16 protein-coding genes are annotated in these 26682 nt (G+C 38.0%); 8 read left to right on the plus strand and 8 right to left on the minus strand.

All coding sequences use genetic code 11. The features are described from left to right. Positions 1 to 4: 4 nt before the first annotated feature. The 3 genes from AC5JPY_RS02460 to AC5JPY_RS02470 are packed head-to-tail and all read right to left on the minus strand — an operon-like array spanning position 5 to position 6127. On the minus strand, positions 5 to 3256 hold the full coding sequence (locus AC5JPY_RS02460) for a site-specific integrase (protein ID WP_493851978.1): 3252 nt from the start codon (positions 3254 to 3256) through the stop codon (positions 5 to 7). After that, complete coding sequence (locus AC5JPY_RS02465) at positions 3249 to 5573, minus strand: hypothetical protein (RefSeq protein WP_493851979.1); 2325 nt, start codon at positions 5571 to 5573, stop codon at positions 3249 to 3251. Before AC5JPY_RS02465 ends, AC5JPY_RS02460 begins: the two co-directional genes overlap by 8 nt. Next, on the minus strand, positions 5573 to 6127 hold the full coding sequence (locus tag AC5JPY_RS02470) for a hypothetical protein (protein ID WP_493851980.1): 555 nt from the start codon (positions 6125 to 6127) through the stop codon (positions 5573 to 5575). Before AC5JPY_RS02470 ends, AC5JPY_RS02465 begins: the two co-directional genes overlap by 1 nt. Before the next feature lie 433 nt (positions 6128 to 6560). On the opposite strand from AC5JPY_RS02470, the gene AC5JPY_RS02475 reads away from it, so the two are divergent. The 5 genes from AC5JPY_RS02475 (at position 6561) to AC5JPY_RS02495 (ending at position 16801) form a co-directional block, all read left to right on the plus strand. After that, positions 6561 to 9686 carry an anti-phage-associated DUF499 domain-containing protein gene (locus AC5JPY_RS02475; protein WP_493851981.1) on the plus strand — a complete coding sequence of 1042 codons (3126 nt, stop codon included), beginning with the start codon at positions 6561 to 6563 and terminating at the stop codon, positions 9684 to 9686. Between the two features lie 42 nt (positions 9687 to 9728). After that, positions 9729 to 10346, plus strand: coding sequence for an anti-phage-associated DUF3780 domain-containing protein (locus tag AC5JPY_RS02480; protein WP_493851982.1), 618 nt, complete (start codon positions 9729 to 9731; stop codon positions 10344 to 10346). After that, positions 10347 to 13376, plus strand: a complete 3030-nt coding sequence (locus tag AC5JPY_RS02485; RefSeq protein ID WP_493851983.1) for an anti-phage-associated DUF1156 domain-containing protein — start codon at positions 10347 to 10349, stop codon at positions 13374 to 13376. Between the two features lie 41 nt (positions 13377 to 13417). Next, positions 13418 to 16159 carry a phospholipase D-like domain-containing anti-phage protein gene (locus tag AC5JPY_RS02490; RefSeq protein ID WP_493851984.1) on the plus strand — a complete coding sequence of 914 codons (2742 nt, stop codon included), beginning with the start codon at positions 13418 to 13420 and terminating at the stop codon, positions 16157 to 16159. A gap of 231 nt (positions 16160 to 16390) precedes the next feature. Continuing rightward, a complete protein-coding gene (locus AC5JPY_RS02495; RefSeq protein WP_493851985.1) occupies positions 16391 to 16801 on the plus strand; it encodes a DUF3293 domain-containing protein in 411 nt (136 codons plus the stop codon). A gap of 165 nt (positions 16802 to 16966) precedes the next feature. On the opposite strand, the gene AC5JPY_RS02500 is transcribed toward AC5JPY_RS02495, so the two are convergent. The 5 genes from AC5JPY_RS02500 to AC5JPY_RS02520 form a co-directional block, all read right to left on the minus strand. Further along, positions 16967 to 17593 (minus strand): hypothetical protein, encoded by a 627-nt coding sequence (locus AC5JPY_RS02500; RefSeq protein WP_493851986.1) that lies wholly within the window; start codon positions 17591 to 17593, stop codon positions 16967 to 16969. 84 nt (positions 17594 to 17677) lie between these two features. Continuing rightward, positions 17678 to 18130 (minus strand): DUF1810 domain-containing protein, encoded by a 453-nt coding sequence (locus tag AC5JPY_RS02505; protein ID WP_493851987.1) that lies wholly within the window; start codon positions 18128 to 18130, stop codon positions 17678 to 17680. Positions 18131 to 18219: 89 nt separating this feature from the next. Continuing rightward, positions 18220 to 18897 carry a hypothetical protein gene (locus tag AC5JPY_RS02510; protein WP_493851988.1) on the minus strand — a complete coding sequence of 226 codons (678 nt, stop codon included), beginning with the start codon at positions 18895 to 18897 and terminating at the stop codon, positions 18220 to 18222. Between the two features lie 27 nt (positions 18898 to 18924). Then, on the minus strand, positions 18925 to 20016 hold the full coding sequence (locus tag AC5JPY_RS02515) for a helix-turn-helix transcriptional regulator (protein ID WP_493851989.1): 1092 nt from the start codon (positions 20014 to 20016) through the stop codon (positions 18925 to 18927). 54 nt (positions 20017 to 20070) lie between these two features. Beyond that, on the minus strand, positions 20071 to 20928 hold the full coding sequence (locus tag AC5JPY_RS02520; protein ID WP_493851990.1) for a PP2C family protein-serine/threonine phosphatase: 858 nt from the start codon (positions 20926 to 20928) through the stop codon (positions 20071 to 20073). Between the two features lie 185 nt (positions 20929 to 21113). Between AC5JPY_RS02520 and AC5JPY_RS02525 the strand changes: the two genes are divergently transcribed. The 3 genes from AC5JPY_RS02525 to AC5JPY_RS02535 all read left to right on the plus strand — a co-directional run bounded on the left by AC5JPY_RS02525 (position 21114) and on the right by AC5JPY_RS02535 (position 25914). After that, positions 21114 to 22595 (plus strand): DUF262 domain-containing protein, encoded by a 1482-nt coding sequence (locus tag AC5JPY_RS02525; protein WP_493851991.1) that lies wholly within the window; start codon positions 21114 to 21116, stop codon positions 22593 to 22595. A gap of 14 nt (positions 22596 to 22609) precedes the next feature. Continuing rightward, positions 22610 to 24865, plus strand: a complete 2256-nt coding sequence (locus AC5JPY_RS02530; RefSeq protein WP_493851992.1) for a DUF262 domain-containing protein — start codon at positions 22610 to 22612, stop codon at positions 24863 to 24865. A gap of 377 nt (positions 24866 to 25242) precedes the next feature. Further along, positions 25243 to 25914, plus strand: coding sequence for a DUF6615 family protein (locus AC5JPY_RS02535; RefSeq protein WP_493851993.1), 672 nt, complete (start codon positions 25243 to 25245; stop codon positions 25912 to 25914). The last annotated feature ends 768 nt before the right edge of the window (positions 25915 to 26682 follow it).

Here is a 26682-nt window from a genome sequence, read left to right on the forward strand (position 1 = left end):
ATTATTATTCAACCAATATCATTAGAGTATGGCCCAAATATTTCAACACACCCGATGATGCATAATAGTGATCAGTGGTAGCCAAGTTTTTGTCAGAGTGTTTACGTTTTCTCTGTACTACCCTTACCTCATAACCGTGAAAACTCTCACGAGCACCGACACGTATTAAGCTGTTCAGACTCAAGTCTTTTTTAACATCACTTACAGCTTGCTCGCTATATGCCCTAACCTGCCAATGACTGGCATCAATAAGCTGACAACCTACTAGCATAAAACTCTGTAGCATCTCCAGCTGGGTCTCCTTAATACCAAAATGAATCGATGAGTTATTTAAGTTTTGTTTATGTGCAAATATCTCAATAAACATTCTCAACTTCTCAGGATCCTTTATAGACATCTGATAAGCTCTATCCAATGCTTTAATCATTACCTCCTGATTTTTACTACCTTTGGGCCTACCTAGTAATAGCTTGTCATCGTTGAACAGCTCACTAGCGCGCAGATATAAACATTTAGACTCATTTAGACTTATACCATGTCTAATAGCAACTTCAGGTAACAGCTCATCTTTAGAGTTTATGCTTAACTTCTGCAACTCCTCTAGAAAACCTATGACGTCCGCATATTTAGGATGAATGAAAATTGAACTTGTATTCGACTCTTTAAATTCATTCAAATTACCGTTTAACAGTTGCTGACTAGCATTGCTATTAGGTTCATCTGCACTCTTAAATAATGGTGTTTTATTAACAGCTATTTTTTTAAGTAAATATGGTCTCATCCTATTTAATTGCACAGTCTTTGTCGTTGCATCATAAGCAGTTTTGTCTTGTCTATAGATAGTAGAATAACCAAGCCCTGTTATTAGCTCTAAAGTTGCTATAGGTAGCTCTAAGCAAGCGTTACTGAGCTGCTCCCCTACCAGCAGATGCGCAATATGAATATAATGCTCAAATGTTGTGTCGCACGTTAAATGTCCTGAAAGGCTGGCCAGCCCAAACCAAGCGCCCTGCTTTTTATGATAGCCAAGGATACCTTTGATTACTTTCTTGCACTGCTCATTGTCATAATCAGTCATCACCTGTGCCAATGGCGACTTACTTAGTACTAACGCCAGCTGACTAATAGCAGTATGCCTAAAGCTATGAAATGTGAAGTCGTGCTCTCCTAGCAATCTATCCCAAATTAACTTCATGAGATTGCTAAAAAAAATACTGGTTAACGGCTGATCACCTGAACCTTGAGAAAATAAGTAACGACGCTTCAATCTTTTCTGCTGACGATATAACTGAATAAATTGTTCCAACTCGTCTTTTTTAAGTAGGCTGTTAATCGGTATAAGGCGGCTTGCGCTGCTACTTTTCAATCTCCGATAGCGATTTGGTCTTAGCCATATTTGCGGCTGCTCTATTCGTTGTCCATGCTCATCAATATAGATGTCAGCTATATCACGAACTTTAACACCGATAAGTTCTTTGATGCGCATTCCTGTCCGATACGCAAGACTCAAGACTACTAAGCACAGGTTTTTCTGTTCATAGTCTAAATCTGAGGTGATCAGATACTCTTCCATCGCATGATATATCCGAGGTGATATCATGTTCTCATTCACAACCTGCCGTCTATTACCCCACGGAAAATATACATATGGGGCATCACAATACTCTTTTTGATAATCATGAAACGCTTTCAACCGACCATAAGTAAACTTTTGAGTATCTTTGAGCTTATACAAACATGAAACTTTGTTTTTCTTTAAATGCTCATTATTCAAGACATTGAAACTACTTTGACTTAATACATCGTCTGCATAGCCAACTAAATCGTAATCCGTATCTAGATTGTCTTCATTAAAGCCTGCATCTTTGTGCAAAATAGATTGCTTTCTTCCATCCTTAATCTTACTTTGAATAATCTCTTCATATACAGCTTCAAAGTCCTCGTTAGACCATTCATCGAGATTTTCATCCATCGTTAGCATCAGCCAATCCCGGCCAATACACCCCACGTATTTACTAATGGTATCTAGCCTACTATTACTATCACTCAATAAGCTCTTGACCCACCCTAAAAGACGCGTAGCATTAGGTTGAGTAAACTCCTGTTGCAACAGCTCTACTTTCATAATAGCTGAGCCTTTGCTGCCCTTAAGAGCGTCTTGAACCTCTTTAATAAGATTCTTACTAAAGCTTGGATACTCCCTACTATTGGTAATTTTTTTGTCTGATTCTGAATAGCTTGCTACAAATAGCTCTGACCAAGTTAGCGGCTGTGGGTTTGAGTTAATCACTTCTTGATTATAATTAATAAGCTTATTTGTGGTTAAGCCCGTCGTTTTAATTTTTCCCTTTCTAACAATAGACAGCGCACTATCTATATCGGCACCCTTCATCTGCCGCCAATGATAGTCAGCGTATTTTATTAACTGCGATAAATGCGGTTTACTTTTATCTTTATTTTGTAGTTTTAGCTTCTTACAAATATCACTGATAATGGTTTCAAACGATTTTATACCTTCTCTGTTCAGCTTTTTATCTTTCAGCGCATATAAAAAGCAAAGTGTCATATCGTCAGGTATGTACTCTACATAACGCTGTAAGCTTATAGTAGATACATCATCTAAAACATGACCTTGCGTATGAGAACAACCGTAATTGTCATCATCAATACTTAGTAAAATTATCGCCAAACTCTCGCTGCTGACACCTGAACCTGGTAATTCATCAGTTGCTGGTATCTGCAATTGATATATCTCACGTTCGCCTAGCAGCCATTGATACAGAGCTTGTAACACATCTAAGTCATTCAATCCCCCATACATCACGCTGCAGTAGAGCGCTGACTCAATCAAATTATTGTTTGAGAACCTTCTTTTTCGTTGCCATATTTCAATCATTTGCTGGCTAGCAAGACTTACTTGAGCACCATTTACCATCCAATCATAGGATATTGTTAAATGATCACGCTCTGCTACGACTGGCACAACTGGTTCATCCAAACACAGTTCATGAGCTTTGTTGTAACTCCGTATGTATTCTAAAAATCCTTGTCTAGCTAAGTGATAGCTATGCGCAGTATCAAAATGCATTTCAAGTATGTTACCAATGGTTTGATAGTATTCAGTTAGGTTTATTCCTGTGGGTATCTGATTGCCCTCAACATACGAAGCTATCAAAGCTTTCGCCTCATTTTTGATACTTTCATGACTCTTGCTTTTATTTTCTTCTCTTAACTGATGGGCAACGGCATTATCCATATATATTCACCTCAACTTGTCGTAAGTTAAGCTCGACTGCTACTTTATCTAAGTCAGCAGATAGTTCTTTTAGCTCATTAATGGATAATGACGACATTGGATGCATAGCCTCTTGATCTGAATGTTCATGACCATATAAGGCGCAGATCAAATACTCAGGAGATCTATTCGTGAGTAGTGAGCGTAATTGATGTCTTAACCAGTTATCTTGGTGACTAAAAAAATGTTTTATCTGATAACGGACCTTACTAGGCGTAATACCGGTAAACCCTTTTGGGTTTTGGCTAAATAGCTGAATGAGTGGCTGACTAGAATTCAAAATATTATTTATAGGAAATTGGTCGTTGGGATATATAGAATTATGCATGACTGCAAATTTCTTGATATATTCAATATAATTTTGAATGGCTGTGATTAAGAAATTACTAAGAGGAATAAGCCTTCCCTGCCCTTGTCCATGACGCTCCTCTTTATCTGACACCCATAACAGCCTTTGCCTAACGTCAAACTGATTTAAAAGCCCAGGCGCGTGCTTTACAGGTCTAATGCCCGTCTGAATAATAGTAATGTGCCATAGCCAAATACTATAAGCGTTAAACTGCTCAATATAACGGTCCTGCCGTATATTGATGTTTCGCTTTAATCGTCCGTTATAACTCTCAGCTGCCTCAGCAAGCTCATCAAAGAACCTTTGGCAGATATTAGTATTTAAAGTCATGTCACTACCGACATATTTTTTATACCGATTACTTCTCGTGCTAGACATACTAAGCTGTCGCAGCTCACCTTGGCTATCCGCATTACAGTATTCGGTCAATAGCTGTATAGCGCTGTAGTAGGTCTTCTCTAAGCTTATCGTCTCAATGCTGGTGTAATATAAGGGCGAGCTGTGCTTCACATCAACCCCAGTAATCATGTCGGCATGTAATGGTTCTTGCAGCTCATTCTTTATAACTGTATATAAACAAGCGTCAATATGCTGATTAGATAACACTGGTAGCTCTAGTTGCGTTTTTAAGCTTGCCAGCACTTCAGAGACCTCATTACTATTTACCAAAAACTTATTTTCAATAACTGCTTGCAGTCTAGCTGGCAGAGGTAATTTAAATTCATTATCATGGCTTTGACGATGCGGCAATAAGTGACTTCTACGATTCGAAGTTACGTTAATAGTGTTACTCATAGCATAACTATCAGCAGCCGAACCGCTCTCATGACTCAACCACTTGCGCTGACTTTTCTCCAGTTCTAACTCATAAATCACGTCTTGGATCTTCCGACCACTTAATAGTGATAGTAATATGACCGCATAAACCTGACGCTGCTTATAACTGACAATAATAAAAAGCTGCCACACCCGAGCAAATAGCATTTGATAGCTTAGTAGGCTTAGTTGACGTAGATTGGTAGGAAAATGAAACTGATTACGGCGGGCATGTCGATAGTTGTTTTTTAGCTTCCATTGCTGCAATTCTGAGGATTTAGCGGTTGTCCTGGAAGGCTTAAAATCATTATCTAAGAGCGCAGGCGGGTCATCATCAGCAATATTCTCAGCGTCCGCCACGTTATCATTTTTATGGGGTCTGCCAAATACTGTCACTCGTAGTGATTCATTAGTACTATCAAGGTATCGCTTATTAGAGTGTTCTTTACTAAGCTCATTGTTTTGTGAGTTGGTATAGGTTTTACCTACAAATGCTTTGTTCTCTGCAACAACCTCATAGGCCAGTCTTATTTGACCAATTTTACCAGCCAACTTTTGATTAACCACTTTGCCTGACTCTTCATCATTCCTTATCTGGGCTTCATATTGACGTAACATCGCTAGTGCCTTCGTCAGTGAAACGTGTTGAGCATGAATATCAATCAGTTTTTTAACAATCTCAGATTGTGGGTTATTGTCCTTTAAGCCCATCCTTAGACGCACACTTAGCTGATTGACTTTGGCGGAGTGGTCATCCTTACGTATAGCAATCATAATAATTATTTGCAGATATGCACTCATAAGCTGCCATGCTTCATTATCAATATGTGCTTGACCATACCTCTGGTAAAACAAAACCAGCATATAAGTGACAGCCCAATCCTCAATCTTTTTTTCTTTGATTACTATAGCGACAATAGCTTCACATTCAGACGATGCAAATACTGGCATATCTATTTTGGCATGTTCACCAATATGTAGGCAAAAGCCTAGATTAATATAAAGAGTATTAACAATCAGATTTTGTACTTTTATAAAGTACGGTGAATCAAGTGGCACTAGATGATCTAAAACCCTCTGTAATTCGCTGTTATCAAACTGCTTTATATTCATTAGGGTGCACCACTCAACCAGCTCATACTTTGGGGGATACCTAGAACTCGCTCTTCTAGTGCAAACTTACATTGGCGATATTCATAACTACTCTGGCTAATACCTGCAAAATGGCAATACTCCTTTACAGTCAGATGTCTAATTCCCATTAGCTGACATACAACACTTTGAGGTGCAGTACTTTTAAGTGCTTTAAACAAATCAGGATGATGAATACCTTTCAAGAATATTAAATTTATAACCTCCATCCATGCCAGCTGCTGAAGGTCTTTAATACTTTCAGGGATTATTAAACATGGGTAATCACTCTCGAACCTTAAGACCTGATCTACTCTTTGGAAATCATTAAAGAAATAAAAAGCATTGTCCCCTCCATCAACCAAGCGAAGTGGTAGATGGTAGAAGTTATCCAAAAACTTCATATTGATATAAGTAGTCTTAGGTCTCAATCTCTGCCAAACACATAAAGCAGTTTTAGCATACGGATGTACATACAAATCATCCTTACTCGGATTGGCAAGTTTTTGCCCAGCCTTAAGTTTATTATTTTTCATCACATATATAATATTAGTGAATATAATTCATGTTATCCAATAATCACTTAGGAGTCAAACGCTTTAGTGTTGTGGGGCTTAAAATCGTAAAATAATTAATCTTATTAAACAGTTAGCATTATTTTAGACACAAAAAATCTCTTAACACCATAAAATATATAGCTTTAAGAGGTTATTACATTTTATGTTTTTTCTAGGTGAGAAGGTTAAACTTGGGGTTTGATATGTTAAGTCTTTGTTATATGAAAATGGTACACTTAGAATTTGATATTAATACCGATTAAATAATAAAAATACCAATTAGTAAATTCCCTCAATAATAGTGGATTAAAGCCTACTTTAACCCCTTCATAACAATTAGTCATAAGCCAATAACAATTAGTCATAAGCCAAAATCGCACCTTAACAATCTATATCCAATTTGGAGTTCTTTATGCTACAAACAGTCAAACAAGCTTGTAAATTTAACCCTGTAATTAGTGATTATAGAATGAGCCAAGGGGTTGAAAACCTTACAGACCTTATAACCGACGAAGGCGATGGGCGTGAGTTCTTCTCTAGAAACTTCGTTACAAAGGGTATGGAACAGTTGTTTAAAGAAGGCATGCTAAGGTTATCAGGTAAGTCAGATCAAGCTGTGTTTGAACTGACTCAAGCTATGGGTGGCGGTAAAACCCATATGATGATTGCTTTAGGCTTACTTGCAAAGCACCCTCATATCAGACCAGAGGTGCTACCCGAAGAGCTAAATAACCGCTTAAACTTCGGTAATGCTCGTATCGCTGCATTTAACGGACGCAACACTCCAGATAACTACATTTGGGGCGATATAGCAACTCAACTTGGGGCAGCAGAAGCTATTAAAGAACACTGGATAAATGGCCCTAAAGCTGTAGACCAAAAGAAATGGATGGATATCATTGGTGATATCCCTACGCTTATTATGATCGATGAGCTCCCACCTTATCTAGACAATGCTTCTACACAGGTTTATGGTACAGGTACACTCGCTAATATAATTGTTTATAGTCTAAGTAATTTAATGGCTGCAGCTCTTGAACTACCAAATTGTTGTATCGTCATTGCTAACTTATCAGGCAGTTATGGTAACACCACTAAAGCACTGTCAGATGCTGTGTCAAACCTGCAGCAAGAAACTCGTCGACAGTCCATGACCATTACACCTGTTCAACTCTCTGGTAATGAAATATATGATATTCTCAAGAAACGTCTGATAGATGTTATGCCCAGTGATAGTGTAATAAGTGAAATTGCAGAAGCATACGCCCAACAGATTAAGAAAGCTGAAGATGGAGGCTATATAGTTGCGAGTAGCATTGAACAGATTTCTGAGCAAATTCGTGAAACCTATCCCTTCCACCCCTCTTTTAAACATCTTGTTGCTCTCTTTAAAGAAAATGAAGGGTTTAGACAAACTCGAGGATTGATGCAATTTACAGCACGTCTTCTCAAAAGCGTCGATGAACGCAAAACTGATGATGTATTTTTGATAGGCACTCAATACCTTAACTTGAACGATGATCAAGTTAAAGACGAAATCGACAGAATATCTCCAAAGCTTATACCCGCAGTCACTCGTGATATTGCAGACAAAGGTAATGCCATAGCTGAAACACTTGATGACGAGCTAGAGACAGATGCTGCGCAGCAAGTGATGACCTTGTTGCTAGCCTCATCACTTTCTAGAGCCGTTGGCGGAAGAATTGGATTATCACAAAGTGAAATCATTGAGTTCCTAGCTGCACCAAATAGAAACCCTGATGAGTTTTTGACTGTAATAGATAAGCTTCGAGAGCAGGCTTGGTATTTACATCGTGAAGACCAACGCTACTTCATTAAAGAAACAGAAAATCTATCTCGTCAAATTGAGCGTAATGCAAAAGATATACCTCAACCAAAAATTGATAGCGCTTTATCTAATAGATTGACCGGTATTCTTCAACCCCATTCCAAAAACGTTTATCTAGACGTAAAAGTATTACCTCGTATGAGCGAGTTAAATTTAAGAGGCTCTCGTGTTCTAATTGTCATTAAACCAGATGGTAAGGTACCTAGTGATGAGCTTAATAATTTCTTTGAGTTCCAACAAGAAAAAAACAACTTACTCGTATTAACTGGGCAAGATAGCTTAATGGCCGATGCCGTAGAAGATCGACTACGTGAACTTTATGCCATTGAACAGATTAGTAGAAACTTAAAATCTGGAGATACCTTATACGAAGAAGCGAGAGATAGACGTGAAGAAGCAGAAAGTAGGTTCAACAAGGCATTGTCTGGTGCATATAATACTATCCTGTTTCCAGGTATAGATGAAATAGATGGCGCAGAGCGCTTCTTAAAAGTAACGATAGACAATGGCCTGCGCATAGGAACGGGAGACCAATCTGCTGAAAAACAAATTGAAGATCTGATGGCAAGTCCAAGAGCAAACTACAAGTTAGCTGCTGACCTTAAAGATGACTATTCAACCTATTTTAATATGGCTGAATACGAGCTATGGCCCTCAGGTGATAATAACCGTAGAACACCATGGAAAGACGTTGTAAATAAGTCTAAATGTAACGCTGGCTGGCCTTGGATGCCAGGCAGTAGTGGTATGGACACTTTGAAAAATGAAGCCTTAAAACAAGGTGTCTGGCGTCTAGGTGAGGATGGTTATATTGAAAAAGGTCCCTTTCCAAAAGAAAAAACCAGTGTCAATATCACTACTATTAACACTAATGCCGATACAGGTGAGACTCTACTAAATTTGACAGCGCGTAATGCTGGGGATAGTCCTGTTATTCATTACTCATCTAGCCCACAAGTGAGTACATCAGACCCCAAAGTCGACGACCCTGAACACTTCACGACTGATAAAGCAACTTTATATTTTTTAGTTATTGATTCAAGCGGTAAATTTCAAACAGGTAATGCAGAGCGCTGGATAGCGGATCTTACAATTCGCCATCAGATTGAGTCGCTGACTGACAGACGTAAAGTAACTCTACAATGCACTCCTGATGCCGAAATATTCTATACTTTAGACGGCACCAATCCTAAAGAAGGTAACAAATACGAGTCTCCTTTTGAAATTGGTGTAGAAGAAGCTTTACTACTAGTCTACGCGCAATCCGGTGAAGCCAGTCAAGATAGGAAGTTCAGCATTCCTAAAAGTGGTGATACCACCGTACAAATTGATGAAAGCAAACCTGCTCACTTAGAGGCTAGTAAAACTGTCACTATTGATACAACTAGTAAAGTATTCGAAGTAATTAATCAATTCAAAGGTAAAGAATCTACTCAGTTTAAGGGTGTAAGAATTGAGTTTGGTGAAGCTGAAAATACTATCTCTTTACGTTTTGGTGGTCGTAAACTAACTGCTCAAATGATAGAACAAGCTGTTAATAGCATTAGAGATATTGTTGGCGAAGCTGATACTCCTGTAACCGTCGTCATTAAAGAGGGAATCGATTTCGACAACGGCTACGAAGCTAAACAATTTGCAGAATTAGTTGGTATAAAGTTAAATCCTAGTGATATTACTCAAGACCATTAAAAAGCTATAGGTCTTTATTTTATAAAAAATAATGAGGTGATAATGTCAAAGGCATTAGATTCTGATGAAAAAGTAGTAATACCTACTCTTGGCTTCGGTGTTCCTGCCACCAGTGACCCACATCACTTTAAGGTTATTATACCTAAGGGCAATAGTGGAAAGGTTCAGATTAGTGAATATCTAGGCATGCAAGCTCAAAGTGAAGAGCATGCCGTGATTGATCGTGTAATTATTGACCGGCCCAAGTGGACGGCCATTCGCTCTGAAGTCCAACGTAGCTTCAATGCAAGGCTTAAAACGCATGGTATCAAAACCTCAGCTTGGAAAGTTGGCGACAATATGGTTGATCGCCTTTTTGGAAAAGAGCTGTGTGTTTTAGCATGGGCGGTAGAAGATATGGCAATTGAAAACATCCCTGTTGCTGTTAGAAACTGGTTAGCCTTTCGGCCTGAAGAACGTTGGTGGCTATTTGGAATGACTGCCATCAGTACTGGTGGCTTGAATGATGGAAAAAAAGGTTGGAGAATTGCGCTTTGTCATGCATTAGGAGATGTGGCTCAAAGTGAGCAACTAAAACCAAGCAGTCGTAAAGAAAATATTAAAAAAAAACTAGAATATGAACCCCTGCCCCTATTTGACTTCTTGGATACTGAGGATTAAATGACTGAACTAACTCCATTTGCACTTAAAGACGCCCCCGCTCTTATCGAAGCTGTATTCCCTGCTAATAAAGTTTCTTATGAGGCTCAAAGAGAACGTAAAGCTGTTGCAGCACAGACTTTGACTGGCCTAGGATCATATTGGAAAGGTAGAAAGCCTTTAATATTGGTCAGAGCTATTATTTTAGGATGCTTACTCCCTCAAACAAATGATAGAGAAAAAGATTTATTAGCTTTTGAAAAGTTAATGGCTTTTGATCCTCAAAGCCTAGCAAAAAGAGCATTCGCACATAATGTTATTAAACCATCAGATATCGCTTCTAGTATTACTTTAGATGAGCCATGGGAATACTTCACTCATAATATCAAACCTGAGGAAGAGTCATTCGATGATATTGAATTTCTCAATTTCCCACTTAACTTGGATCAATTAGAGATAAGAATTAATTGGCGTCGTGATATTGCAGATGATACAAAAATTTCTTTAATAAATGAATACTTAGTACTGAGGTCTAATTACGAAGAAAAAGCTATCTTGGCTAAACGTCCTGAAGAAATCGATCAAGCCTGGTTGAGTTCGCATATTTGGTCTTATATCAATTCACATCTACATAGTTATGGCATAAATGCCAATTCAATAGAAGAGCTCGTAGAGCAGCTAGGTATTTTGCGTTACGGGCATAGACCTCGTGTCGGGGATACTTTCAGTGGAGGAGGATCCATTCCTTTTGAAGCTGCTCGTACTGGTTGTGACTCTTACGCTTCAGACTTAAACCCCATTGCCTGTATGTTAACTTGGGGAGCTTTTAATATTATTGGTGCTTCGTCTAAAGAAAGAAACTATATAGATGAAGTTCAAGTTTTAGTCTCTAAGTCCATCGATGACCGTATTACCAAGTTAGAAATAGAGCATGATTGTGAAGGCAATAGAGCAAAAGCTTATTTATATTGCTTAGAAACAAAATGTCCTGAAACTGGATGGATGATACCACTTTCACCAAGCTGGGTCATTTCGCCTAAACTTAAAACTATAGCTAGATTAATACCCAACCCAAGTTCCATGAGTTTTGATATTGAAGTAGTTAACGGGGTTAGTAACCAAGAACTAAAAGAAGCTGCATCTGGAACAGTTCAAGATGGGAGTATGGTTTACACCTTAGATGAAAAAACATATAAAACACCTATTAAGACTATAAGAGGTGACTATCGTAATGTATCTGGCAAAACAGAAAACAAACTTAGAAAATGGGGCTCTAATGATTTTAAGCCGTCTCCAACCGATGTGTTTCAGGAGCGCCTCTATGCTATTCAATGGATCACTGCTGACACTATTTATGATTCAAGACAGTCAACATATTTTAAGGGAGTGTCAGTAGAAGATATTACAAGAGAGCTTAAAGTGGAAGCACTTGTGAGGAACAACTTAGAAAAATGGCAACAGCAAGGTCTTATACCAGATATGCCTATCGAAGCTGGAGAAAAAACAGATGAACCTATAAGAACAAGAGGATGGACCTACTGGCATCATCTTTTTAACCCTAGACAGCTTCTTATTAAAGCTATTACCAAAGAAGAATGGCTAAAATCAGAACAGCCTCAACTAGGTATGATGGTTGTTGCTAAAATGACTGACTTTAATGCTAAGTTATGCAGATGGGCTACCTCTCAAGGTGGTGGTTTGGGTGGCCCTAAAGGAGTGTTTTCTAATCAAGCGCTAAATACGTTTTATAACTATGCAACACGTTCTTGGGCCGGATATAGCTCTAGTTCGTTTAAAATAACTAGCTCTCCAATAAATGAAAGTATTAATCATTCTATAGTATCAAAAAGTGCAAAGGATTTAACAAATATCTGCGATATTTGGGTGACTGACCCACCATATGCAGATGCCGTTAACTATCATGAAATTACAGAGTTTTTTATCGCATGGCTTCGTAAGAATCCCCCCGCCCCTTTTGATGAATGGACCTGGGATTCTAGACGTGCATTAGCTGTCAAAGGTTCAGGAGACGACTTTAGACGCGGTATGGTAGACGCCTACTCTGCTATGGCTAAACACATGCCTGACAATGGTATGCAGTGTGTGATGTTTACTCATCAGGACACCAGTGTCTGGTCTGACATGGTCGGCATTTTCTGGGCGGCAGGTCTACAAGTGGTTGGGGCTTGGTATATCGCTACTGAAACCACCTCTGAGCTTAAAAAAGGTGGCTATGTGCAAGGCACTGTTATCCTAATGCTACGTAAACGTCCTGCAGGAAACAAGCCTGGGTTCAAGCAACGCCTCCTTCCTTTAGTTCGTGGTGAGGTTCAAAAGCAAATAGAAACCATGATGCACCTGAACGATGATGTGAAAGACAGTATGGGTGAGCCTGTATTTAATGACTCCGATCTGCAGATGGCAGGTTATGCTGCTGCGCTTAAAGTATTGACGTCATTTACTCATATAGGTGGTGAAGATGTTACTACGTTCGCTCTTCGTCCAAGAACCAAAGGTGAAGTTACAGTCGTTGATGAAATCGTCCAACAAGCGGCTGAAGCGGCTAATAGCTTACTGGTACCTGAGGGTCTAGATAAGCAAACTTGGCAGAAACTAAACGGTATCCAGCGCTTTTATTTACGCATGATGGATATTGAAACCACAGGTGCTGCTAAGCTTGATAACTATCAAAACTTTGCTAAAGCATTCCGTGTTGAAGACTATACTCGTGTTATGGGTAACATGGCAGCTAATAAAGCACAGCTTAAGAAAATCCCAGAGTTTGAATCTAGAGATGTCAGTGACAGCACTGATATTGGTCCTACTTGGCTTGGTCATTTAATCATTGCATTGCAACAACTGTTTGCTGAAGTTGAGCCTCAATCAGTTGTTAAGCAACTACAAGTTGATTTACCAGACTTTATGGAATCAAGACAGATACTGATAGATATCTTGAAGTTTATTGAGAATAAAGCTCCTGGTAAAAAAACTCGTGAGGCTGCTGAAACCCTAAGTGCTAGATTGCGCAATATGCGTGCTCTTGGGGATTAACACATAATTTAGAGCGACTATTTTATCAAGGTAGTATTAGCATGACTATAAGACGGTATTCTTCTAGAACTCATAGACTAGACAGCTCTTTCTTGCTTAAACACTTAAAAGGCGCTCGTAGCTATAAACGCATAGCGGGCTATTTTACTAGTTCGCTTTTCGAAGTTGCAAACGAGCTTCTTATAGAGATACCTGACGTTAAAATAGTTTGTAACGTAGATATTCATCCGGAAGACCTTAAGATAGCGCAACTTCGAGCATCTAAAATGATTGGTCGTTGGAATGAAGAAAACATAGAAACCGAAGCTTTACTAAATCGAAATAGATATCGCAAATTAGATGAGTTTTTACATAAGCATGGTCAGGTAATTAGAGTAGCTCCTGATAGTGTTTGTGGCTTTCTACATGGTAAGGCTGGCGTGATTGAATGTGCTGATGGGCGTAAGTTAGGTTTTATAGGCTCAATGAACGAAACAAGCAGCGGTTGGCAGCGACACTATGAGATTCTTTGGGAGGACGACTCTCCTGAAGGGATTGAGTGGATTGAAGAAGAGTTCGACTACCTCTGGAATGCAGCCCGTGAGCTGCCTGATGCTATTCTTCGGGAAATAAGACGTCGAAGTAATCGTCATGAGATTATTCTCGAAGAAATAAATAATGATGAAGATATAGCACCAGCCGCTCTTATTGAATCCCCTATGTATAAACAAGGTTTTTCTCTACAACCTTGGCAGCAAAGCTTTGTTAGTGAATGTGTAAGACACTATAACAACCATAACGTAGTACGTCTGTTATTAGCTGATGAAGTTGGTCTAGGTAAGACTCTATCTTTAGCTACTGCTGCTTTGACTTTATGTTTACTCAGTGAAAAAGAAAACAGACGCACTAAACCTATTGTTATCTTTTGTCCAGCAACATTATGTGAACAATGGCAAGTAGAGCTTATTGATAAGTTAGGAATGCCGTGCGCTAGATGGGATACTTTAAATAAGAGATGGCTCAATCCTGATAACCAAATAATATCTCCATCAGGATCAGAGAATGTATCCAAATGCCCCTTACGTATAGGAATCATATCTACAGGATTAATGAGTAAGAGCTCTAGAGAAAAAGAGTTTTTATTATGTATGGATTTTGAGCTAGTAATTCTCGATGAAGCACATAAAGCCAGAAGCTATAAAGGAAACGGTAAAGAAGCTGGCAATCCTAATAAATTATTACAGTTTATGCTAGATATCTCATCACGTTCTAAACATGTACTACTAGGTACGGCTACTCCTATCCAAACTGAACCTGAAGACTTGTGGGACTTAATGAAGATTTTACATCAAGGCGAAGGTAATTTTGTACTAGGAAATGACTTTTCTAAGTGGCATAGACCTAGTGAAGTTCTTAGTATCCTTTCAGGTGAACAAAGGGTTAAAGAGCCGCGCTTTGCTTGGGAGCTGCTCAAATCTCCTTTACCAAAAGTCAACTCTACCAATGAAAATCATGCACGCAAACTGTTTAGATCTATAAGAGATGATCTAGGTATAATCAATAATAATAAGTGGGATATAAAACAAAGCTTCTGGGATCTATCTGATGACTCTAGAGAATATTTAGAGGAAGAACTTGATAGAAGTATTGCGGGCTCTGGATTTTTCCAACGAGAAAACCCTTTTGTACGTCACATTATTTTAAGAAAGCGCAAAATCCTTGAAGAAGCTGGCCTGTTGACAGCTATTGCTGTTCATATACACCCTGAGAGAGCACTCTCAACAGATAAGCATAAATTCAACGCTCTTTTTGAAGATAAAGCTCTTAGAACTGATGAAGATTTTCGCCAAGCGTATGTGGAGGCGAGGAACTTTGGTAAAGCTCTATCTAAAAGTGGCAAAGGTAGCGGGTTTATGAAAAACCTTATGGAACAAAGGATATGCTCTAGTATTCAATCTGGATTAAATACCGCTAAAAAGCTACTTGAAGGTAGAACAATTCAGGAAGAAGATGATGATTATAATATTGAGTTAACAGTTGACTCTGCTGAAGAAATAGCTGTTTTAACACGTATGATTCAGCGGCTCGAAAGCATTAAAGAAGACCCAAAACTTGAGGCTATTATTCATTATCTTGAAGAAGAGAAGTGGCTAGATCATGGCGTTATTATATTTAGTCAGTATTACGATACTGCACGCTGGGTTGCAGACTCTTTAGCTACTAGATACCCTAATGCACCAGTTGGTCTCTATGCTGGTGCTGGTCGTAGCCTGTTATATCAGAATGGTGAGAGTGTGCATGTAGAACGTGAAAGCTTGAAAAAAATGGTGGCTAATCATCAATTAAGTATTATGGTTGCTACCGATGCTGCATGTGAGGGCCTTAATTTACAGACTCTGGGTACTTTAATTAATATAGACTTACCTTGGAACCCTACACGTTTAGAACAACGCATAGGTCGTATTAAACGCTTTGGTCAAGCTCGCCCAAAAGTTGATATGCTTAATTTGGTAAACGAACAAACTGTGGACGAGAAGGTTTACCAAAGGCTATCAGAACGTATGCAAGACCGATTTAACTTATTTGGTTCTTTACCTGATACCATCAAAGATGAATGGATTGATGATATTGAGCTTCTTGGCGAAAAAATGGACGAATATATCGACGCACAGAAAAAAGCTAATGGCTTTGACCTAAGGTATAACACTTCTATTGAGCCCTCAACAAGCGATTGGAGAGACTGCTCGGATGTACTTTCAAGAAGAGATCTAAGTGAACTTATGAGTAAAAGCTGGGGTACATAGAGAACATCTAGAATATTCGAGTGAGATTGAATTCCAATAAACTATTGCGTTGAGTCTGTTTGATGCAGTTACAGATTATATATAAAGCATTACGTAACAACAAAATCTTAAATATATCCTTAATAAGGAAATCATACTTTTTTAATTCCATAAGGTGATTTAATCAAAGTCAGGGATTAACGTTTTCTATCCTCAAAAATGACTAAACACATTTATTTCAGCGAGCTATTTATGTTAGATTCTTCTCTTTTAGAAGCCTATCATCAAACCAATTATTGCTTTGATAACATCTTACTTAATATTGATAAGCCTTGCTCAAAAGCTGTTGCTTTTTTGCACCCATTTACACCTGCTGGCGGATTATTTATTACAGCTTGGAATCCATTAGGAAAAAAGCTTACATCTGAAGACAACGAAAAAGCCAATCAAAAATTGAAAGCAGAACTACTTAAACAGGGTCTAAATGTAATTGATGGCTATGGTGAAAGCAAGGATCGTAAGTGGCGAGAAGATAGTTTTTTTGCTTATCCGATAGGTAATGAGACTAGCCTCAAATTATGTTGTACCTTTCATCAAAATGCTGTGGTATATGTCAGCTCTGATGGAATACCTAAATTGCTAATAAACCCTGAGGTTTCTTAGTATGTCTAAGAGTTCAACACCCCTATAATTTTAGACTAAATCAGGATTTTAGTGGACTGTACATCCGTTATAGAATAACAGTTGATACATACTAGGCTTGATCGAAAAAATAAGACATCTTGAGTTTTTTAGTCCTTCTGAGAGCTTCCTAAATACAATACAAGTTTATTCTTCCTCAGCATATATTGCTCTTAAACGAAAAGATTTAGGTTCATCACTAATACTGGTGCAGTAGTACGTATATAATTCATCAGCCATAACGTTCTTTTCAATAAATGCCACTATATAAGCAGTAGTATCTAGTGAAGGGCTTTCGCTACTCTCCATACCTAACAATAGCCCTTTGATATTAAGGTTTTTAGGGAGCTGACTAACCAACTCATTGGCTGCTTTTTTTGCCATATCTGTGTCAAATCCATCTGTTATATGAGTTTGAATAAATTTATATGATTTTTCTCTTTCGAATAAGTTTTTGATATCATTAACATCTATACCTATTAAGCCACGTGGACTGATATTCAATAACTTAACTACTTGATTTACGTCTTCAGGCTGACACCTAACAATGCCCTCTATAATATCTAAGCGATCAAAATCCATATCATCTATTTGCAATCCCACTAAAAACCGAGCCTCTGACTTCTCTTTTAGCTCTAGTAGCGCCTGCCTATCCCAATCCTCACTGATAATAAAACAACCAATAGCAGACTTAGGGTAACGATCCATAATTCGTTGATATAGGAATGCTTTAGGTGTGTCATCTATATACGATTCGTCCATATGGTATTTCATCGCTATACTCACTGATAATTAATGTTTTTTGGTATGGTTAGAAGTATCAAATTTTGGCACTAGTTAAATCACATTCGGTTTTATTTACTTATATTGCTGGTCATTAATTTGCTTTAGCATCTTGATAGTGTTTATATCGTAACTGCCAGCGAAGAACTGATATAAAAGCTGCTCAAATACACACTTGTTACCAGCGGCAAAGGCAAACAACGTTAGCGAAGACTGCAGCTTCAGATTGTCCGGTGAACCAAAGATATCTAAAGCGCTTTTGTCAGGGTGCAACAGTAGTAATTCAGCGCACTCTATTAACCGTGCTCCAAGCACCTCATGCTGCAAATATTCTTTTGCTTGCTCCAGACTGTCTATTGCAAATCGTCGAGACATTTTACTGTGACCTAACCCTTTCACCTGTGGAAAAATAAACCACATCCAATGCGTACTCTTACGACCTTGGGTCAGCTCTTCAATCACTTGTGAATAGATAGCATCTTGAGCTTGGATAAAATCATCAAACAAATCTTTATCTGTCATTGTCATTTTCTGCACTCCTTGCGATTTAAGTAATGAACGCTCATTTACCCGACACGCTCACAGCGTGAGTAAAACCATGTATAGTCAATGTTAGGCTAACCAGCCACATATATCGCTCCCATCCAGCAATGGTCAGGCTTATTAACCGTCCTATTACCGTAAAACACTTCTGCATCATCAGCAATCCGGCTTTCAACAGTAGTTGTGACGATAAAAAATTCATCAAGAGATAGCTTATGATCGCTTTCAATATCAAGCATCATATACTCAATACTCAGGCCTTTAGGAATTTGATTGAGCAGATGATTAACGGCACGCTTTATTTGTTTTGAATCAGCCCCACCCGTTACCCTCGCCTGTATAAACTTAGCAGGCTTCTCAGCCCCGCAGGATTTTTTGATATCATTAACATCTATACCAACCTTATCCCGATCAGATAGTACCGATTCAAATACGCTTATCACCTGCGCGACCTCATCCTCTTTGCAAGTAATGATACCGTCTATTACCTCGAATCTATCGATACATTTACCTGTGGTTTGTAGCGCAAACAATGTGTCCAAACCTGTTTGTTGTTTTAACGCTAGCAATAACTGTTCATTCCAGCCATCTTCGATAACAATAAACCCAACCTCAGACAAGAGGTAGCTATCTGCTTGTGGCGTATATAAAGTAGCTAAAGGTATGGGCTTTATCTGAAACTCATCACTACGTTCTTCGTTAATATCGTTTTTTGTAGTCTGTTTATCTGTAAAAATACTATCTGCTGTCATACTCAGCTCCTCTTTAAAGTGAAAACATTAATTACGGTTATAAAGCTGTATCCCACTCTCTAAACGCTCAAGAAGAACTGCCTTTAGTTCTAATGGTTCAATGACGACGGACAATTGCGACATACTTACCAGCCAATCCTGCAGACGATTAGTATTAGCAACTGTAGCGCTGACTTGACACCAAGTGTCATCGATAATCGTAATCTTCTGATCTATCGATAATGGGCGCTCATAAAGATGCTGACAGGCAAATTTCTGTACTTTTAAAACCAAGTTGATTTCAATATTTTTACCAAACTCTAGCTTGCCTAGCTTCTGTAAGCTATCTAATGTAAAAATGTCACGTCCTACCCAGTCAGGTATTAGTTCATCTATAACTACTGCCTCGGTAATACGATTAACTGCAAAGTTGCGATGCGCTTTTAACAACTGCTTATCATCAATATGATCATCTACCGGATTAAAGCCTGTAAGATAGATCATATTGTCAATAAAGATCAGTCCTTTGGGATACACCACTCTTTGAGTTGGCTGTCCTTCCCATTTGTTTTGATAGCGTATTTGTAATGGGCGACTTTGTAGAAAAGCTTGATGAATACTAGCAATCACATCACTATCAAGATTAGGCACTTGCACGATACTGGGCAAGGTGATGAGATGATTTTGCCATTGCCCTAGCGGACTTTGCTGGAAACTATCTTTATCCTGCCGACGTAACTGGGTGAGCTTATCTGTGATCCCCTGTTTAAAAGATACTGGTAAATAGTTTGCGGTATATTTCTCCAGCATCTCCCAAAAGAACACGGTTTGCTCGTTAATGATATCAATGCTAAAGCTGGGTTCAATATAAAATCGTGCCGCCTTGCCACTGATATTCTGGCCCCATGCTGGCACTCGGACTAAGGAGTCACTATAGAAGATATCGTTAAAGATTTGATTTAAGCCAATCAGATCGTTCTCTAGGTTTTTGCGCTCATTTGTATAATTATCAGCGTCATCACCATAGTTTTGCATAAGCTCTGTCAGTGACATAGCATCCGCTTCACTCCGAGGCAAACATTGATATAAAGCAAATAGACGTGTTGACTTTGTATAGCTGGCGATTGGATGTGTGGGCATAGTGGCTTCTCTATTAGACTGATGAAGTGACAAACTCATTATTAAAATAAAGGTTCAATCAAAACGAACCAAAATCGCGGTGCCATTGTCATAAGCATTGCCATCGGAGTCATAAACTTGGTTCTTAAGAGTGATGAGCCAAGCTTGTAAATCAGTTTTGGCACTGATAGGTTGCCATTCATGGCTTGGCACTAAGTCGTGGATACCATCCGTACAGACCAAGATACAATCGCCGCTATTAACCTTAATGTTGCAAGAACTACCTTCTGGTGCTTCACTACTTAGATAACTGTCATCAGCTGTCAATACAAAGCACTCAGTAATGCTATATAAACTCCCTGCCATTCCCTCTCGGTTATAGTCTGCAAACTCCGCTTGGCGACCTTGTTCTTGTGCCTGTTGATCAATAATTTCATTTAGCAAGTTATGATCTCGAGTCAGGCACTGCCATTGTGATGCACCTTTAGGTAGCCAATAAATACGACTGTCACCCACATGCGTTATCGTCGCCTTTATGGTTCCCTCACCATTTAACTCTCCAATAACCATCGCGAGAGTTGCCGCCGCACCATGACGCTTAGATGAGTGCTGGGTTTGGTTAATCAGCTGATGAATATCATCTGAAATAATATTCTTCTGATTAATCCACAACCGTCTGACTGCTTTTACCACCGCTTTTGAGCAGTGCTGCGAGTGATTAGAGCTTGCCACGCCATCAGACACTGCCAAGCAGAAGGGCACTGCAACTGGAGTCACTGCCATCACTCCTAAGTCTTCTTGATACCAATTGTCTAAAAAGAAAAAAGCGTCTTGCTGCAGGTTATTACTGGCATTACCTTGAAAAGTAATTGCACAGCCTTGTGCGATAGAGGAAGTATTTTGTGAAGGATAATTATTTGAAGAAGCATTCATGATGGTAGGCCTATATGTTTATCATAAAAGCCAGTATAGAGGACAACTTGTAAATTTATTTTATAGGTTGCCCTCTATACTAGACTAGTAACGACAAATATCTTACTTAAACAAATGAAAATTAGGTTATCTAAAGAACTAATGTTTATTATATAATTCTGTAAATTTAAGGATAATTACTAATTATGAGTGAATCAATAACGCTCCAGAACAGAACGATAATCTCAGTAAAGCAGTTACTGAGTGAATGTCTACTGACTATCCCTGAGTATCAGCGCCCTTACAAATGGAATCAGCGCAATATCGCAAGCTTATTCAATGATATTAAGATGCAATGTGACAAGCCAGCCTATCGCCTTGGCACTATCGTGCTTCATAAGTCTAAAGATAAAGATGATAAAGACGTACTCAATATTGTCGATGGTCAACAGCGCACCCTAACGCTAATGCTTACCGTCATGGCGATTATCAAAAACTATCATCCTGATAATTCAACCAAACCTAAAGAAGTAAAAGCTATCGGAAAAATATTAGGCGAACTATCTAATACCGTACCAGCTTTAGCTAAAAAACAAGAGTTTGCTAGCGATATATCCGTCTACAATTTGCATTCAAATTTTCAAGAGATAATACGCATTATCAGCCGTGGTGAGCTAAGTATTGAACATATTGATTTTCTGCTAAATCAGTGTGAGGTGGTAATCTTTATATTGGAAGATGAATCAGAAGCCTTTCAGTTTTTTGATTCACAGAACTCCCGCGGTAAAGAGCTGTATCCGCATGATTTACTCAAAGCATTTCATTTACGTGAGTTCAGTGCCTATGATGAACGGCTCAACCCAAATATTAAAGCGCAAACTGTCGCTCATTGGGAAAGCTTAGCAGATGACGAATTGCACAGGCTGTTTAGTCAGCATTTATTTAGGATTAAGCGCTGGATAGATCATAAACCAGCCCGCAACTTTACCAGTCGTCATGTAGATATTTTTAAAGGGGTGTCTCTACATAAACAAAATTTACCGCACTATGCAAAAGCTATGATGATCACGCATCATTTTATCGATGATTATAATAGTAATATGCACCGTCATATTGATGCTCAAGCAATGAACTACCCATTTCAGCTAGACCAAAAAATAGTCAACGGTCGTCGTTTCTTTGAAATGGTTGAATATTACGATACGCTTATTGAACGCACTAAAAAGATAGATATAGCACATGCCTCAGAGAATAAAGACAACCATTCCTATGCAACTGTCTATAACCAAACCTTGAATGAACGAGCATCGAAGATTGTTAAGATATTAGATATTTATAGTGATAAGTGGCGTCAGGGTGACAAATATACTCGCAACTTATTTGATAATACTTTGATCTACTATATTGATAAATTTGGTATGCAAGACTTATCACAGGTTATAGAGATCATGTTTATTTGGGCATACAAAATACGCCTAAGACAATTTGCGGTAAAACTCGCAACGATGGACAATCATGCAGTTGACGGTATGTTATTCAAACGTATCAAAGACGCTACATTGCCTAAAGAAGTATGGATCGCTGGTGTTCAACCTCTAAGAGGCAATGACATAAAAGAGTCTAATAAAAAAACTGATAACGACATATATCAATTATTTAATCACCTCAACTATTTGACTGATAAATAGAGAAAAATAAAATTATGAAAAACTATAATCCGAGCGCAACCGAGCAATTGATACTACTAACACCAAAGGATCTGCTTAACGGCACCGAGCACTATCTGATTCCGATGTATCAGCGTAATTATGCTTGGGGCAATAGTGAGATTGAACAGCTTATTGTCGATATTATGGACGCTCAAATTGATGCGAAAAATTCAAAGGAACATAAGAACTATTATCTAGGTACACTGGTAGTATTTGAAAGACCACAACTATCTTCAAAACGTACAGTGTTTGAAGTTATTGACGGTCAACAACGCTTTACTACTCTGAGCTTATTAATCATATATCTAAAGAATTACTTTACAACTATAGATAGCGACTATGATATGTCATGGTATACAGAACAAAACATTGAGTTTGAAAGCCGTCCGAAATCTACTCAGACATTAGAATTACTACTGAATGACAATATAGAAACCTATGAGCACCTTCATGAAGCTAAGCTAAACCCCGCTATTATCAACGGCTATACGTCTATTAGAGAAGTAATGGAAAGTAAATTTATTGCCCCTAATAATGATAACCAACAACCCACTACAACCCTTCAAGAGTTTTGTGATTATCTATTTCAATATGTACAGATTGCTCGTGTACCTGTGCCTGACGAAACGGATTTAAATCATTATTTCGAAGTTATGAATAACCGAGGTGAGCAATTAGAGAAGCATGAAATTATCAAAGCACGTTTGTTGTCAGTCATTGAAAAGGCAAACGAAAGTGAGATAGCGCTTGCGGACAAACAACCAGTTAAAGCCTTGATTCATAATGTCTGGGAAGCTTGTGCCAATATGAATAAATACGTACAGTATGGCTTCAATACTACTTTACGCTTTAAGTTGTTTTCAGAGAATTTAACTCTCTTGCGGCCTAAAGGTTTTGATGAACTGCTTAGGATATATAAAGACTCTGATAATCCGAATAATTCCCAGCCAGATAATGAACAGTATTCTCGCTGTAATAATGACGCTCAAAACAATAAACTAAAGCCACTTCCTTCTCTTTATGACATCCTTGACGATGATTTTGTTAGTCCGCCTAACCCTAAGAATACCGCGGATAAAGAAGAAGATGACGGCGATAGCGAGACTTACTATAGCTTAGTGAATTTCTCGAGCTTTCTTTTGCATGCTTTGAGAATCATGGTTAACGTGCAGTCCTCATATAAAAAAGACATCGCACTTGATGACAAGCAGCTTCTAACCCAGTTTGAAACCTTTATCTTAAAACCATCAAGCTTAGAAAATGCTCACATTTCAGATACTAATCAAAGTATAGAAACTAACAATCAGATAACGCCTTTGTCTCAAGTAAAGACCTTTATATACGCCTTACTTAAAAGCAAATTTATCTTTGATCACTTTATAATAAAGCGTAATACTCAAGACAGTAAAGGACAATGGACACTCAATAAACTGATTAAGAATGAAGATAAAAAAAACAGCTACTACAAAAACAGCTTTGAGACTGACAATGACAAACTAGTGATGTTACAAAGTGCCTTTCATGTCTCAACCCCTACTACGAACTATAAGCACTGGCTTAATGCCGTTTTATACTATGCATGTATGAATTATCAACACGATGAAACAGGCCTTAATAGTGTCGCTTATCTTAAGCATTTAGAAGAAATAGCTCAAGCCTTTATGTTAAGACGTTATTTGACTGATGAGCCTGATGATTACCATCAAATCATTTACCAAACCTCAGACTTCAACAAGCTATCGGCTGAACATACCGATGATAGATTGAGTCTTGATAATCTACGTATACTAATTAAACAGTATCTTAGGTATGGCAATATACGCAACATTTTTGTATTTAATTATTTAGATTATTTGCTTTGGTTAAACGGCAACTATCCTAAGTTTACCTTTACCGCTAGAAGCTCTGTAGAGCATTTTTATCCCCAAAATAAGCGAAACGACAGTATATTTTTGGAAGATAAAAACGCAAAAGATTCACTATTGCACTCTTTTGGTAATTTATGTTTGATTAGCCATAGCCTTAATTCACGTGTGAGTAATGACATGCCTGATGTTAAGGTAAAATATTTCTCACAAAATGGAGATATTCAAAGTGGGCAAATCGATAGCTTAAAACTACTGAAAATGATTGATTGCATACAAGGTAAACCAGATGCGTGGGATCAAAAAATGATTGCTCAGCATGAAACTGAAATGTTAAATATTATGCTGCAAGGGCTAAATCTAGCAGGTGTATCTCATGAATAACGTGGAAGATATAGAAAGACTCACTCAAAACCGTGTCATACGCCTTTTTACCGACATCCTAGACTGACCTCTACTGTCAAATCCGTAGACATTAACTTGTGAGATTTCAATCAATAAATGGTCTAAGCAGATTGATGGGACTGTCTCTGCTGGCAAGTACAAAAGATGAAAACTAAATGGGGCAGCTGCAATGTCGAGATAGGCTGGCTTGAGATTTGTCAGATGCCAACTACCTCATTAATGCAGTTATAAGAATATCAATATCATAAATTCATATACGGTATGACTGATTTTGATAGAAGTAAAAAAGGTTGCCAACACTGTATTATGCATAGTGTTAGCAAACTTTCTCTAGTTAGCATTTTACTTAGGTGAAGTTGTCAAAATTGGGGTTTGAAGAAAACAAAATTACTGGTGCAGACTTTGAGATGGAAATATGGTTCATAGGCGATAATTATAGCTTACCTCTAGTCATACAAGCTAAAAAAATATCCAATGAGCATAAGGCCTATCGTAGTGCCTTTAGTTACCCAAATGACACTAAACAACAAATTAATACTTTGCTAAATTATACGAAGCAGAATAAGCGTGTTCCTCTTTATATGTTATATAGCCAATCAGCGGTATACCCTTACTCAAAAACGCCAGATTGCGGCGTCTATATTGCTAGTGCTTTCGATATTGAAAACTTTGCAAACTTACCGAAAGGAACAAAACTATCTAAGTCAAAAATCTTAGAGAGATGCATTCATTTTTATCAGTTATTTTGTGACTTAAAACAAGACTCTATGAATGACTATATGTCTATTGAGACTATTACAAATAGATTAAAAGAGTTGTTCTCAAAAAATAGTGCTTTAAAGAGTAAGCTTACTGAGCAAATTGAAAACAATAAAACAGAGATACTACCCGATTATGTGCAACTAATATTAGAAAGCAGTCAACATCAGCTTAATAGCGATAAAAATCTAAAGCAGAATATTCAGAAAATGATTAAAAACGATCACTCAATAGAGCCAAGAAAAATTATCGTAGTTGATATTCGCTAGAAGAAATTGATATCATTTAAAAGAAACTTCAAAAGCTTGTCTTAACTATTTTTTGTTATCTATACCTCTAATAATCTAACTATTCCTTATTAAGATGCCTCTAGTCATAAGAAGGCGCTATATTAACAATAGATAACAATAATATTTTAGGTCAAATTCTTTACCATATTGATTGATCAGTGAGTATATGTCCCAGCTCATTTGTTGGTATAACTGTTGGTATAAGAAATAATATTTTTATATAAAATTAATTAAATCAATAACTTGATATTTTAATATGGTTGATACTGGGCCCACCACATTTAAGTTTTAATAAAAAAGACCTTCAAGAGATTGAAGGTCTTTTTTATTGTCTGCTGTTTTTTGTTGGCATACCAGAACTCTATGTATAAGCGTAAGCACAAACACTTGAGTCATGCCTCTTCGCTAGCAACGACTAATTGTTGATAGGCAATTGCTGATTCGGTGCCAGGGATATATACTCTTATGAGAGAATGTATCTATAAGGGAGATTAAATTGTTTATTAATCATAGCAAGTGCCCGAAATGCGATACCAAACTAAAGCGCTCTGATTGGCGCTGTAAACACTGCGGTCATCAGAATTTGACGAATTGGAAGTTAACATTACCTATGTGGGGTATAGGCATTCTTATCGTCATTATGACCATCCTGTTTATCATCAACAACTTTTGTGGTGCTGAGTTTTTCAGGCCTTTTACCAATAGCTATAGCGTGATGTGTTAGTTTTAGACCCAAAAAAAGCCTAA

Source organism: Psychrobacter sp. H27 (genome assembly GCF_059072655.1).

Excerpts from the sequence above, each read along its gene's own strand:
- AC5JPY_RS02460 (WP_493851978.1), bottom strand. The coding sequence starts at position 3,256 with ATGGATAATGCCGTTGCCCATCAGTTAAGAGAAGAAAATAAAAGCAAG.
- AC5JPY_RS02465 (WP_493851979.1), bottom strand. The coding sequence starts at position 5,573 with ATGAATATAAAGCAGTTTGATAACAGCGAATTACAGAGGGTTTTAGAT.
- AC5JPY_RS02470 (WP_493851980.1), bottom strand. The coding sequence starts at position 6,127 with ATGAAAAATAATAAACTTAAGGCTGGGCAAAAACTTGCCAATCCGAGT.
- AC5JPY_RS02475 (WP_493851981.1), top strand. The coding sequence starts at position 6,561 with ATGCTACAAACAGTCAAACAAGCTTGTAAATTTAACCCTGTAATTAGT.
- AC5JPY_RS02480 (WP_493851982.1), top strand. The coding sequence starts at position 9,729 with ATGTCAAAGGCATTAGATTCTGATGAAAAAGTAGTAATACCTACTCTT.
- AC5JPY_RS02485 (WP_493851983.1), top strand. The coding sequence starts at position 10,347 with ATGACTGAACTAACTCCATTTGCACTTAAAGACGCCCCCGCTCTTATC.
- AC5JPY_RS02490 (WP_493851984.1), top strand. The coding sequence starts at position 13,418 with ATGACTATAAGACGGTATTCTTCTAGAACTCATAGACTAGACAGCTCT.
- AC5JPY_RS02495 (WP_493851985.1), top strand. The coding sequence starts at position 16,391 with ATGTTAGATTCTTCTCTTTTAGAAGCCTATCATCAAACCAATTATTGC.
- AC5JPY_RS02500 (WP_493851986.1), bottom strand. The coding sequence starts at position 17,593 with ATGAAATACCATATGGACGAATCGTATATAGATGACACACCTAAAGCA.
- AC5JPY_RS02505 (WP_493851987.1), bottom strand. The coding sequence starts at position 18,130 with ATGACAATGACAGATAAAGATTTGTTTGATGATTTTATCCAAGCTCAA.
- AC5JPY_RS02510 (WP_493851988.1), bottom strand. The coding sequence starts at position 18,897 with ATGACAGCAGATAGTATTTTTACAGATAAACAGACTACAAAAAACGAT.
- AC5JPY_RS02515 (WP_493851989.1), bottom strand. The coding sequence starts at position 20,016 with ATGCCCACACATCCAATCGCCAGCTATACAAAGTCAACACGTCTATTT.
- AC5JPY_RS02520 (WP_493851990.1), bottom strand. The coding sequence starts at position 20,928 with ATGAATGCTTCTTCAAATAATTATCCTTCACAAAATACTTCCTCTATC.
- AC5JPY_RS02525 (WP_493851991.1), top strand. The coding sequence starts at position 21,114 with ATGAGTGAATCAATAACGCTCCAGAACAGAACGATAATCTCAGTAAAG.
- AC5JPY_RS02530 (WP_493851992.1), top strand. The coding sequence starts at position 22,610 with ATGAAAAACTATAATCCGAGCGCAACCGAGCAATTGATACTACTAACA.